General features: G+C 60.4%; 11 protein-coding genes. 1 reads left to right on the top strand and 10 read right to left on the bottom strand.

From position 1 onward, the window contains the following. Positions 1-142, bottom strand: a 142-nt coding sequence (locus HMPREF2724_RS12215) for an adenylosuccinate synthetase (protein WP_210386667.1), incomplete at its 3' end; no start/stop codon positions are given. Between the two features lie 117 nt (positions 143-259). Continuing rightward, complete coding sequence (gene gltS, locus HMPREF2724_RS01510) at positions 260-1,480, bottom strand: sodium/glutamate symporter (RefSeq protein WP_210386665.1); 1,221 nt, start codon at positions 1,478-1,480, stop codon at positions 260-262. 220 nt (positions 1,481-1,700) lie between these two features. Between gltS and HMPREF2724_RS01505 the strand changes: the two genes are divergently transcribed. Beyond that, the gene (locus HMPREF2724_RS01505; protein WP_070586826.1) at positions 1,701-2,597 is read left to right on the top strand and encodes a hypothetical protein; all 897 of its coding nucleotides are present in this window, start codon (positions 1,701-1,703) and stop codon (positions 2,595-2,597) included. 24 nt (positions 2,598-2,621) lie between these two features. Here HMPREF2724_RS01505 and HMPREF2724_RS01500 read toward each other — a convergent pair whose 3' ends face one another. The 8 genes from HMPREF2724_RS01500 to clpB all read right to left on the bottom strand — a co-directional run bounded on the left by HMPREF2724_RS01500 (position 2,622) and on the right by clpB (position 12,669). Beyond that, a complete protein-coding gene (locus HMPREF2724_RS01500) occupies positions 2,622-3,830 on the bottom strand; it encodes an FUSC family protein (protein ID WP_070586824.1) in 1,209 nt (402 codons plus the stop codon). A gap of 351 nt (positions 3,831-4,181) precedes the next feature. Then, on the bottom strand, positions 4,182-5,216 hold the full coding sequence (gene fbaA / locus HMPREF2724_RS01495; protein WP_070586813.1) for a class II fructose-bisphosphate aldolase: 1,035 nt from the start codon (positions 5,214-5,216) through the stop codon (positions 4,182-4,184). A 173-nt stretch (positions 5,217-5,389) separates the two neighbouring features. Continuing rightward, positions 5,390-6,586, bottom strand: coding sequence for a glycoside hydrolase family 76 protein (locus HMPREF2724_RS01490; protein WP_070455400.1), 1,197 nt, complete (start codon positions 6,584-6,586; stop codon positions 5,390-5,392). 62 nt (positions 6,587-6,648) lie between these two features. After that, the gene (locus tag HMPREF2724_RS01485; protein WP_070586811.1) at positions 6,649-7,332 is read right to left on the bottom strand and encodes a TrmH family RNA methyltransferase; all 684 of its coding nucleotides are present in this window, start codon (positions 7,330-7,332) and stop codon (positions 6,649-6,651) included. Further along, positions 7,319-7,864 (bottom strand): orotate phosphoribosyltransferase, encoded by a 546-nt coding sequence (pyrE, locus tag HMPREF2724_RS01480; RefSeq protein WP_070586810.1) that lies wholly within the window; start codon positions 7,862-7,864, stop codon positions 7,319-7,321. Before pyrE ends, HMPREF2724_RS01485 begins: the two co-directional genes overlap by 14 nt. 67 nt (positions 7,865-7,931) lie before the next feature. Continuing rightward, complete coding sequence (locus HMPREF2724_RS01475) at positions 7,932-9,113, bottom strand: type III secretion system chaperone family protein (RefSeq protein WP_070586809.1); 1,182 nt, start codon at positions 9,111-9,113, stop codon at positions 7,932-7,934. Between the two features lie 98 nt (positions 9,114-9,211). Next, entirely contained in the window at positions 9,212-10,060 is an 849-nt protein-coding gene (locus HMPREF2724_RS01470) for a sulfurtransferase (RefSeq protein WP_062036991.1), read from the bottom strand. A 47-nt stretch (positions 10,061-10,107) separates the two neighbouring features. Next, positions 10,108-12,669 carry an ATP-dependent chaperone ClpB gene (clpB, locus tag HMPREF2724_RS01465; RefSeq protein ID WP_070497924.1) on the bottom strand — a complete coding sequence of 854 codons (2,562 nt, stop codon included), beginning with the start codon at positions 12,667-12,669 and terminating at the stop codon, positions 10,108-10,110. Between the last annotated feature and the right edge of the window lie 252 nt (positions 12,670-12,921).

The following is a 12,921-nucleotide window of genomic DNA, read 5'->3' as shown; positions in this document are numbered from 1 at the left end:
CGCCGCCAACTACAACAGTATGGCCAGCGTTATTGCCGCCATTCGGCTTGACTACGTAGTCAACCTTACCACCGAGGATATCGGTGGCCTTACCTTTACCTTCGTCGCCCCATTGAGCGCCAACGATGACGATTGCTGCCATGTCTGGGTGTCACTTCCTAATGATTGAAGCCAAATACGCAACCACTTTACCCCTAGAAGTGTGCAGACGGGTATTAATTGACAGCTCTCATTTTTTAACACGGCTGCTTCGCCGCGTTTACGCGATGTTCAGGAATACCAAGATGTTTACGATGTTCGCGAAGTCGATGAACATGCCACCAATGATCGGCAGGATGAAGAAAGCCAGCTTGGATTCCTTGAACTTGGTGACCACGGAGTCCATGTTTGCCATGCCGTTCGGGGTAGCGCCCATACCGAAGCCGCAGTGGCCAGCGGTAAGAACCGCGGCGTCGTAGTCGCGGCCCATGACGCGGAAGGTGACAAAGTTGGCAAACAGCCACATGAGTGCCGTCTGGCCCACCAGCAGGATGAGCATCGGGACAGCCAGTTCAGCGAGCTCCCAGAGCTTGATGTTCATAAGAGCCATCGCCAGGAAGAAGTTCAAGCCAATAACACCGAGGATCTCAACCTCTTGGGTTGGGACCAGTTCCTTGTATTCCTTCTGCTCACGAGAGTCATTAATAAAGCGCAGGATGATCGCCACGATCATGGAGCCGAAGTAAAGCGGGAAGGCTGCCTTATCGGTGAGCATGCCCACGAAGTGGTTCATCGCATCGGTCACGAAACTACCGATGAGCATGGAAACTAGAATCATCACGAAGGCGTGCAGCATGGCGTCGCCGCGCAGCTTGCGGGCGACGTGAGCAATCAGCGACTCGTCAACGTCGACCTCTACTGCCTTCTGATCCATCAGATTGCCCTTGGTAATCAGGCGGTTTGCCAGCGGGCCGCCCATGAGCGAGCCCATGATGAGGCCGAAGGTAGCTGCGGTGTAAGCCACGGTTTCTGCACCGCTAACACCAGACTGCTCGACGAGAGGCGCGATACCGCCCGAAACACCGTGACCACCGGTCATGGAAACAGAGCCCGTCATCAAAGCCAACTTGGCATCGACACCAACGATTGGAGCTAGGCCCACGGCAACGACGTTCTGCAGAATGGTCAGAACAACCGCCACAACGAGGAAGACCATTACCTTCGGGCCGGCGGCGCGCAGCACCTTCAACGATGCGCCGTAGCCCACCGTGGTGAAGAAGATAACCATGAAGAAGCTCTGCAGCGTGGTATCGAACGTAATCTCAGCGATACCGGTCTGGTGCAGCACCAGGTTGATCAAAGCAAAAAGGAAGCCGCCGATAACCGGGGCCGGAATAGCAAAGCGCTCAAAGAAATAGATCCGCTGCTTGAGCCAAATACCCAGCAAGAGCAACACGACAGCGATGCCGATGGACTGGATCATGGTGAATTCAATTGCCAAGATGAAGCCTCCGTGAAGTTGTCGGGATAGTTACCTGTGTGCCACAGCACGAAGATAAATAAAATGTGAAGTTAAAAGTAGTGTGGACTAAAAATATATCCCCATGTGACCCCCTCCACCCCAATTGGCGGTTATCAATGGGGGTGATTTGCGTTGTAGGGTGTAGAAGTTATGCCCTAATTCGCGGGGTGATTCGCTGGGAAAGGCAAGGTAACTCACGGTGGCCCTGATCGTTGTTCGTTGCGGTAGCAGACTCAGCCTGGATTTGCCCCCACATGCAGAAGTTCTCGACGTCAGCGCGGTTCCAACCCGCTCCGAGCTTCGTCCGCTAGATATAGCCGCGAAGACCGCACTGCCGGAAGATCCCACCCCTTCGCTCGATGAGATTGCCGCCCAGCCAGACGTCCGACATTTGAGTACCCCCGCCCTCGCGCCGCAAGCGCCCCACTTGGTGGAACCACTGCGCATCGTCGTGGTTGGAGACGACGCCGCCTTGAGCGCAGTTCTTAGCCGCATGATGCGCGGCGACTACCTCTGGGCCGAGCTCGCCTATGTGCCCACGGATTCTTCTTCGCCCGCTGCCCGCAACTGGGGTCTGCCTACTGATCTGCAATCTGCGCTCAGCGTTGCGCTTTCAGCACCGGTGCACCCAGTGCCACTCATCCGCAATGATGCAGGTCTTGCCGTGGCAGGCTCGGCTTCGATTTCCGAGTGGAATAACACGGACATCACCGGCGAGATCATCGTGGATGATCATGTTGTCGTCCGCCACGAAGGTACCGGCAGGGCCGGCATCGGTACGTATGGCGCCCGGTTGGTACCGATGATTGATGCACCGGGGATCTTGGCAGCGAAGGCTGTCTCCCCCGTTGCTAAATCCGCAGACCTAGGGCTTGCTGAAGCCGCAAAGTCCGGCTTCGGAGGATGGCTGCGATCGAAGTTCTCCTCCCCCATCGCCTCCGGCCAGCTCGATGAAACCAGCATCTGCACCGGCCGCGCGGTGCAAGCAGGCGGCCCGGAGCTGCGCGTAATCGTCGATGACGTCAGCGCGAAGCGAGCCGTCAAGCGCGTGACCTTCTACCGGCACCTGCGTGATCTGCAGGTTGTACGGCCTTAAATATTGCGGCTTTACTTCGTGCGTTTAGTCGGTGTCGAGAACTTCCGGTGGATAGGCCGGATGATCAGAGGTGGGGGCAAGCTGCGCCACGGCAGATTCGCGGGACATGCCGCAGACCATCAGCAGGTCAACGATGATGGACCGGGTCTGCGCGAGGAGTGAGTAGGCGGAAAGAACGCCGTCCTCGCCAAGCACGTCCATGGTGGCGTTCGCACCAAGGACGCGTAAGCGGTACACAATCTCCGGGATGACCACGGCCTCGTTGGCCCGCGATTCCTTGCTGCTGGCCCGGCCGTAGAGCTCGGCGAGCTCATACGTGACGTCGGAAAGCTCGTCGATGAGGTCAAGCTGGGCTTCGGTGACGTGGTCGCCGTCCTCCGAAAGCACCAAGGCCCGGCGGGAAAGCACGCGCACACCGCGGATGGCGTTGTCCACCGGGGTGAGGATGCGCTCCAGGGAGCGGATGTTGCGCTGCCAGCTCCACAGGAATGGGGAAACCTTGACGGTCTCGGCGCTGCCCTTGGCCGCCTGGAGCATGTCATTGATATCGCTCTGCGTACCGCGGACGGCGTCGCGAGCTTCCAGGATCGCCTTCTCATCGCCGTCGCGGAGGCCGCCGGCAACGTCGGAAAGCACTGCAGAAGCCACCCGCAGAACCTTGGATACTTCCTTACGCACGGCGCGCAATGGGGAGGTCGGGATGAGGGCGACCATGCAGATGCCGATGAAGGCGCCGATGATGGCATCGATGGCGCGGGAGAGTCCGCCCATCTCCTCCGGGGGCATGATGGTGGCGATCAGGATGGCGCCGATGGCCACTTGGTTGCTGATGAGCTGCGACTCGGTCACGAAGGACGCGATGAGCAGCGAGCAACCGATGATTATGGTCATGTGGATAGGGCCGGTGCCCAGGCCGTCAACCAGGAGGGTGCCCACGATAACGCCGACGATGCCGCCGATGGAGAGATCCACCGCGCGTTTAAGGCGGTCCCCGCCGGACAGGCCCAAGATGATGATGACGGACATCGGCGCGAAGAACGGCTGAGCGTGGCCGAAGACAACGTGTGCCACGAAGAAAGCCAGGCCGGCGCCGAGGGTGGACTGGACGATGTAGAGGAAGCGGGACTTCACGCGCGCAAACCGGGATTTGACCGAGCGGTCAAAGCTGCGCAGCTGTTGGCGCGTGGTCAGCTTGGCCCGTTCCTTGGTGCTCTTATCCTTTGCTTCCGCCATGGTTTCCTTATCTTAGTTCGCCCGTGTGGATTGCTTGGCTCTGGTTGAGGTCGGCCTGGGTCGTGGCTGGGTCGTGGCTGGGTTCGCTCTAGATGGTGAGGTCACCTCACCATTTGCGGTTCCCATTTGCCCCATTGGTTTACACTAGTCCCTTTTGTTGTGCGGTGACCTCACCATTTGGGTTTTGATTCCGGTTTGACTCGGACGAGGATGTTGGCCAGGGACTTTGCCGGCGCATTCTTTGACGCTAAACACAGCAAAGCCGCTCCTCCCTCCCAGCGGCTGCGGGGTTCCCAGCGGCTGCGGGGTCTGGGGGGAACGGCTCTGTGTGGTGTGGTTTGGTGGTCAGTCTTACTTGGAGATGGACTTGCCCACGGAGTGCAGGTCGGTGCAGGCCTCAACCACGCGCTCAGCCATGGACTGCTCTGCCTTCTTCATGTAGGAGCGTGGGTCGTAGACCTTCTTGTTGTCAACCTCGCCGTCGATCTTGAAGACGCCGTCGTAGTTAGCGAACATGTGGCGGGCAACCGGGTTGGGGAAGGCGGACTGAGTATCGGTGTCAACGTTCATCTTCACAACGCCGTAGGACAGAGCCTGCTCGATCTTTTCCTTCTCGGAGCCGGAGCCGCCGTGGAAGACGAAGTCGAATGGCTTGGAGCCCTCTTCCAGGCCGAGCTTCTTGACGGCAGCCTTCTGGCCTTCGTCGAGAACCTCTGGGCGCAGCTTCACGTTGCCCGGCTTGTAAACGCCGTGGACGTTGCCGAAGGTAGCAGCCAGCAAGTAGCGGCCCTTCTCGCCGGTACCAAGTGCATCGATGGTCTTTTCAAAATCCTCAACGGAGGTGTAGAGGTTTGCGCCGGCCTTCGCCTGGACGCCGTCCTCTTCGCCGCCAACGACGCCGATCTCAGCCTCGAGGATGATGTTTGCCTTGCGTGCCTTCTCCAGCAGCTCCTGGGCGATGACGAGGTTCTCGTCGATTGGGATTGCGGAGCCATCCCACATGTGGGACTGGAACAAAGGCAGCTCGCCGCGGTCAACGCGCTCCTGGGAGATGGCGATGAGGGGGCGGACGTACTCGTCCAGAACTTCCTTCTGGCAGTGGTCGGTGTGCAGTGCAACGTTAATGCCGTAGTGCTTTGCCGCCTCGTGAGCGAAAGCTGCCAGAGCCTGAGCACCTGCCACCTTGTTCTTCACGGAAAGGCCAGAGCCGAACTCAGCGCCGCCGGTGGAGAACTGGATAATGCCGTCAGACTCAGCTTCTGCGAAACCGCGCAGAGCCGCGTTGATGGTCTCAGAAGAGGTGCAGTTGATGGCTGGGAATGCAAAACCGCCCTGCTTGGCGGTATCCAGCATCTGGTTATAGACCTCAGGAGTTGCGATTGGCATGAAGTTCCATCCTTAGTGTGTTGGGGCAATCACGTTCCAAGTCCCAAGTATGCCTGTTTTTGCCCGATTTCGCCGCCAGAATTTTTGTGAACTTCCTTAATGCAGGCAGGCGCCTGGTGGGCGGTTGCCGATACGCAGGTGAAACCACAAAATAGTACGGTTGTAATGCGTTTTTATTTTTCTTGGGACTGGTGTTTCATGACTCGTGCGCAGGCCTCGAGCAGCATCCAGCCTGACAATTGGACCGAAAGATCACGCTCTGCAACACGGATGATGCCTACCTTTTCGCCGACGGTATGCGGCCCGAAGCCGTAATTATGTGGCAGGCGAGCATCGGTGGTCCAGTCGGAGCCGAAGATAGGTAGACCATCTACCTCCAGGCGGTGTTCCCACACGGATTCAGCAGAGGCCACGACCATGCGAGCCGCAAGCTTCTTGGTGGCGCGGTTAGCCGGGGAATCGCCCGGCAATCGCACAGCAACGTCCGCAAGGTAGCGCACGAGGATGCCCTTGAACAGGCCACCATCACCGTCGCCCGTCATCCAGTTGATAACGCCGGACGGGGTAGCCATTCCGGTTGCCACTGCCTGCACTAGGCCACGGATGTTGGTGATGTAGTGCATCGTATCCGCTGCCAGCTCGGCTTCCTGAATGGTGTCGATGCTCTCCAGGGAGGTCAACCCAGCCTTCTCACGCAGTGCCAATGCAATTTCCAGGCAGGCGCCCAGAACCACGCCCTGGCAATACGGGTGGATAGCCTTCACGATTTCCGGACCGTCCATACGCATGCGCACGCCGTCCATGATGAAGCCGTCATCATCAACCAGATGGTCATAGATCCAGTCCACGATGTGGCGGGCCTCGTCAATGCGCCCCATGCGGGCAAGCATGATGGCGCCGGGGCCGTTGGATGGCACATTCAGGAAAGTCTCGCCCTCGCGCCACGGCAGCACGCCGATTTGGGGGTCGGTGCCTTCCAGGATGTTGCGCTGCAAAGAGCCCAGGCGCTTATGCGGCTTGATGCGCTTGAGCTGCTCGGCGCGCCCCATAGCCAGGGCCAGCCACGCCTTGTCGTCGTAGTAACGATTCTTCGTAAGCTGGCTCATGTTACGAATACGGATACCGCGCATGGTGTCCACGATGCGGGCGCGGCGCGCCTTGGTGTTGTTACGCAGCGCGGCGTCTACCAGACAATCGAGGTAATGAGCTTGCCACCAGTAGTGCCAGTGGACGAAGAGTTTCTCCTTACCAGTCGGCGGCCAGCTGACGACCGCAAGATTGGTACGCGGAATTGACCATACGTTTTGCGCATGGCGTTCATTGATGGCGGTTTCCGCGAGGTCCGCGCGGTGTGCCCATGTCTCTTCCACTGTAGATCTATCACTCTCGATTATGGTTTCGTTACTCCATCTTATCTACTTGAGATAACGATTTACCACGCTTTTTCTAAGTCAGCATGCTGACGAATCCACGCATGCATGGCGATGCCCGCGGCGACGCCCGCGTTGATCGAACGAGTCGAGCCAAATTGGGCAATGGAACAGGTCATTAACGCTGCATCTTGGGCTGCTTGGGTAACGCCGGGGCCTTCTTGTCCAAACAAAAGCAGGCAGCGCTCCGGCAGCTCGGCTGTTTCAAGGGGGACGCATCCGGGGGTGTTATCGATGGCGACAACAGTTAGCCATTCGGCGTTGGCCCACTGCAAAAGCTCCTCCACCGTGGCATGATGCTGCAGGTGCTGGTAGCGGTCAGTGACCATGGCCCCACGGCGATTCCAACGGCGGCGCCCCACGATATGCACGGTGTCGACGGCGAAGGCATTCGCGGTGCGCACCACGGGTCCGATGTTGGAATCGTTCTCGAAGTTCTCGATGGCGATGTGCAGGGCGTGCCGGCGCTTATCGATGTCCGCGGTGATCGCTTCCCTGCTCCAGTAACGGTAGGCGTCGACCACGTTGCGGCGATCACCCTCGCGCAGCAGCTCTGGGTCATACTGCGCGCCGTCTGGCCAGGGGCCCTCCCACGGCCCGACGCCGTGGCGGCCTTCGTTCCACTCGGTAGGGCCCTTGCCTGTCTCTACAGTCTCTTGCGCAGATGGGTTATTAGGCGAGGTCAAGGTCTTCCAAGCTCAGCAGGTAGCGGTACTCCAGGCCCTCAGCGGCGATAACTTCGCCGGCGCCGGTTGCGCGATCCACAACGGTGGCCACACCGACGACCTCGGCGCCTGCCTCGCGCAGTGCCTCGACGGCGGTCAGCGGGGAGTTGCCGGTGGTGGTGGTGTCCTCGACCACGAGGACCTTAGCGCCGGTGACGTCGAAGCCCTCAATGCGGCGCTGCATGCCGTGCTTCTTGGCTTCCTTGCGCACCACGAAGGCGTCGATATCGCGGCCGTCGGCATGCATGATGGAGGTAGCGACGGGGTCAGCGCCCAGGGTCAGGCCGCCAACTGCCACGTAGTCCCAGTCCGCGGTCAGCTCGCGCAGCAAGGAGCCGATGAGGCGGGAAGCCTCGTGCTGAAGGGGGGCGCGGCGCAGGTCAACGTAGTAATCAGCCTCCTTACCGGAGGACAAGGTGACCTTGCCGTGTACAACAGCCAGTTCCTTGACCAGCTCTGCCAGACGGGCCTTTTTCTGTGCATCCAAGCTCATGGCTCTCCTTTTTGTTTCTTATGCCGCTTCTTGTCCCGCCATGTTTTGCGGGATTATCGCTTTAAGACTACTCGTTTGCTTCTTCGTCGCCGAAGATGGTCGAGCGGCCGTTGAGATCACGGCGCATGCGCGCTTGCGCCTTATCGAGCAGGGGGCGCTCGCGGCCGTCGGCAATGGCGTCGACTTCGTCTGCCCCCAGCGCGCTGTGGTCAACCTCGCCGAGGGTCTCACTGCGGGTGCGGCTCGGCAGCTCTACCGGCTCTTCCGGGCGCTGGATGTGCGGGCGCTGGATTTCCTCGTGGTCCGGCACAAGGGTGGGCCCGGTCGGCTCGGGCTGCGGCGGCTCAGGGATCTCGCGGCTCGGGTCCAGCTCAGCCACGCGCAGCACCTGCATCGCGGCCGAACGCGGCGGCAGAACACGGGCGCAATCGGCAAGTTTTGCAAGCGGGGCCAGCATGGCATCCCACTGCACGCCGCGCGCGTGCTTGGTGGTTTGAGCAAGCACCCATTCGGATTCCATCCACGCCGCGGTGACTTCCTCGGGCATCTGCTCAAGGGCTACTTCTAGACGCTCATCGATGAGCCGCTTGCCGACGCCCGCGTCGGTTGCGAACATCTCGAATCCTTCAACGTCGTCGACCTTGATCAGGTCTTCCGAAAAGTGTTCTTCTGCGAGGCCGATGCGGCGGAAATCCACCACGATGTCTGATGCCGCACCGGTGCGCATTGCCATGACGTTGATGCCGCCCAAGTCCATCAGCAGCATCTCGTGACCATGCACGAACCCTGCCACGATATCCTTCGGTGCCGCCCCCAGGGCCGCTGCGCCACGCATCCATTCATCAGCCAGATAGTCATCCTGCTTGGTGTACTCGAATTGGTGACGCTCGCCCCAAGCCTTACGCTCACGGCGCAGCGACCCGGGCACCAAGTCACGCGCACGCAGCAGGTGCTCGTTCTTGCGCTCCGGCGCCGCCTGCTGCTCTGCCATAGCTGTTTCAGGTGCCGCCTGGTCCTTCTCTACTGGGGCAGGCTCTTGCTCCACTGCGTTCTCCGCAGACGCAAGTCCTTCCTCGTGCTGTTCAAACGTTTCGGCTTCCTGTGACTCGTCAGCGGTGGGGCGCTCTGGCGATTCGAGGCTCTCGACAGGGGTAGTGCCGTCAAGCTGGTTGGTGCGCTGGCGCTTGTCGAGGAGGAGAAGCGCGACGCCGGCCGCGGCGAGGACTAGGGCAAGGATCAGAATAGGCATCACCCCAAGACTTTAGTAGGAAGTCTTGGGGTGAGTAGGCTTTAGGAGGAAGTCTTGGGGTGAGTAGGCTGGCGCGCTGGTTAATTTACGCAGGTTATTTATACAGTCGTGCGGTCGCCACGCTCGACCGGGTTGGATGGGTCTGCGGACCACTGGGACCAGCCACCGACGAAGTGGCGCAGGCCGGTAAATCCAAGGCCCTCAAGGATGCCGATGGTCAGCGCGGAGTGGTTACCGGAACCAGAGTAAATGATGGCGTCCTTGACGTTTTCCTTGGTGATGCCAGCGTTGTCGAGGATCTCTAGGATTTCCTCGTCAGATTTGATGGTCTTGTCTTCGTTGTGGAACTGGCGCTCCGGCAGGTTCACTGCACCGGGGATGTGGCCGGCCTTCAGATCGAGGTGCTCACGGCGGCCAGCGAAGCGGTTTGCCGTACGAGTATCGATGAGCAGGCCGTCGTGGGCCTTAACGTCCTCAATCGTGGCAGTCGGCATAGAGCCCGGCGTGATTTCGACCTCGGTGGCAAGGCCCAGGTTTCCTGGGCCCGTAAGGGTGGCAAAGCCCTGGCGGCGCCAATTAGCCAAGCCACCATCGAGCATGCGTACGTTCTTAAAGCCCGCCCAGCGCAGGGTCCACCAAGCGCGTGCAGCGAAGAGGCCACGGCCTTCGTCGTAGACCACGATCTCCCAATCGGGACGCAGTCCCCATGCCTCGCAGCTCTCCTTCAAGCGCTCCGGGTTAACAAGCGGGTTACGGCCCACCTTGGAGCCAGGAAGGCCGACGAAGGAGTGCGCAGCGTCGGCGAACTGCGCGGTAGGAATGTGCAGGGAGGCGAACTGGTTGTATGCCTCCCCCTCACCTGGTGCCCACAAAGATGCAAGAAGTGCGACGCGCTCGCCGCGGTAAATGGATTGCTGGAGTTCGCTTGGAGAAACCAAATTGCTCATGGCTCTAGATTCTAGGGCCATGAGCACTTCGGCGCTTCTTACGCAGGCTAGCTGCGCTTGCTATTGAGCTCCAGGTGCTCGCCGCCGTCAGCGACGTCGACTTGGACGGTGTCGCCGTCCATGACCTCGCCGGCCAAAAGCTGGCGGGCAAGCTGGTCACCAATAGCTTGCTGCACTAGGCGGCGGAGCGGGCGGGCGCCGTAAGCAGGGTCGTAGCCGCGCTCGGCGAGCCACAGCTTCGCGGCGTCGGAAACCTGCAGGTTCAGGCGGCGCCCTTGCAACCTCGATGCCAGAGCATCGAGCTGGATGTCGACGATGCCGGCCAGCAGCTCAGAGGACAGAGACTCGAACATCACGACATCATCGAGACGGTTAATGAACTCCGGCTTGAAGTTGCGCTTGACGGCCTCCATGACCTCCTCCTTGGTGCCACCGGCACCGAGGTTCGAGGTCAGGATGATGACCGTATTGCGGAAGTCCACGGTGCGACCCTGGCCGTCGGTCAGGCGGCCCTCATCGAGGACCTGCAGCAGAACGTCGAAGACGTCTTGGTGCGCCTTTTCCACTTCGTCGAAAAGCACGAGTGTGTACGGGCGGCGACGCACGGCCTCCGTGAGCTGGCCGCCGGCATCGTAGCCAACGTATCCCGGAGGGGCACCGACGAGGCGGGCTACGGAGTGCTTCTCCCCGTACTCAGACATGTCGATGCGCACCATCGCGGACTCATCGTCGAAGAGGAAGTCCGCCAGGGCCTTAGCCAGCTCCGTCTTACCCACGCCCGTAGGCCCAAGGAAGAGGAAGGAGCCGGTCGGACGATCCGGGTCCGCAACGCCCGCGCGAGCGCGGCGCACGGCATCGGAGACGGCCTTGACCGCTTCTTTCTGACCCACCACGCGGCGGCCCAGCTCGGCCTCCATGTTGAGCAGCTTCTGGGTCTCACCCTGCAGCATCTTGCCAGCCGGAATGCCGGTCCACGCGGAAACCACCTCAGCGATGGTGTCTGGGGTGACCTCCTCTACCAGCATGGTGTTGGACTGCGCGTTGGCGCGCACCTCGGCGTCGGCAAGCTGCTTCTCCAACTCGGGAATGCGACCATAACGCAGCTCGGAGGTCAACTCGTAGTCACCGTCGCGCTCGGCAATCTCGGCCTGGCGCTTCAGATCCTCCAACTCCTCCTTGGCGTGCTGGACTTCATCGATAGCCTTCTTCTCGTTGGCCCAACGAGCCTTGAGCTCCCCGAGCTTTTCGCGTTCGTCGGCAAGCTCCTGCTGCAGCTTGCTCAGACGGTCCTGGCTGGCGGCGTCCTTTTCCTTCTTCAGCGCCAGCTCCTCGATCTCCATGCGGCGCACGACGCGCTCCAGCTCGTCGATCTCCTGCGGGGAGGAGTCAATCTCCATGCGCAGGCGGGAACCGGCCTCGTCGACTAAGTCGATTGCCTTGTCCGGCAAGAAGCGATTGGTGATGTAGCGATTAGACAGCTCAGCTGCAGAAACCAGCGCAGAGTCCATGATGCGCACACCGTGGTGGACCTCGTAGCGCTCCTTCAGGCCACGCAAGATGCCCACAGTGTCTTCAACAGAGGGCTCAGCCGCATAGACCTGCTGGAAGCGGCGCTCCAAAGCGGCGTCCTTCTCGATGTACTTGCGGTACTCGTCCAAGGTGGTAGCGCCCACCAGGCGCAGCTCACCGCGGGCCAGCATCGGCTTAATCATGTTGCCGGCGTCCATGGAACCCTCGCCCGTGGCGCCCGCGCCGACGATGGTATGTAGCTCGTCGATGAAGGTGATGATCTGGCCTTCCGAGGCCTTGATCTCATCCAGCACTGCCTTCAAGCGCTCCTCGAACTCGCCGCGGTACTTCGCGCCGGCGACCATGGAGCCCAGATCCAGGCTCAGCAGGGTCTTGCCCTTGAGGGACTCCGGGACATCGCCTGCCACGATGCGGCGGGCCAGACCCTCCACGATGGCGGTCTTGCCCACGCCCGGCTCACCGATAAGGACTGGGTTGTTCTTCGTGCGGCGGGACAGCACCTGCACGACGCGGCGGATTTCCTGGTCGCGGCCGATAACCGGGTCGATCTTGCCCTCCCGCGCGCGGGCGGTTAGGTCGGTGGCGTACTTCTCCAGCGCCTGGAACTGCTCCTCTGGATTCTCAGAGGTGACCTTCGCGGCCCCGCGCACCGAAGGGAAAGCGCCCTTCAGCGCATCAAAGGTAGCGCCGCGGCCGGTAAGCAGCTCAGCGGCGTCAGTCTTAGAGCCGGCGATAGCAGCGAGAAGAACCTCGGTGGAGACGTACTCATCGCCCAATTCGCCCGCAAGCTCCTGCGCGCGGGTCAAGACGTTGAGACCGTCGCGGTTAAAGTTCGGGTTCGCCATCCCAGAGCCCTCAGCCTTGGGATAGGAATCCACAAGTGCGCGCGCCTCCTTGAGGACGGTTTCCGGATCGACGCCGGTGGCCTTGAGGACCGGTGCGGCGATGCCGTCTTCTTGGCTAAGGATGGCCGCTAGTAGGTGCGCCGGGCGAATGTCCGGATTGCCGTTGGAAGAGGCGGTCTGCAGCGCCTGCTGTAAGGCCTCTTGGGTCTTGGTGGTGGGGTTGAAAGCACTCATTGCTTCCTCCTTGGAAGTTGTTTATTAGAAGGTTTATTGCCTGATATTTACAACAACGCATCCAAAGTTGAGTTTGTTCCACTCAACTTCAAATTTTCTTTTCTTCCCTGCCTGAGCATAGCAGACTCAAGTTTTCCTTGCCGTTTAATCGCTTCGCTGAGCACTTAGGCACCGCATAGAAAAGGGAAACCGCACAATCGTGCAAAGTTCCAGACGTAGGCCACCTGGCCTTCCGGCTCAATCCCCAGCTCC

The organism is Corynebacterium sp. HMSC071F07, from assembly GCF_001810285.1.
GTDB classification, from domain to species: Bacteria; Actinomycetota; Actinomycetes; order Mycobacteriales; family Mycobacteriaceae; genus Corynebacterium; species Corynebacterium simulans.
Note: the sequence above shows the minus strand (reverse complement) of the source record. Positions and strands in the feature narration are given on the sequence as shown.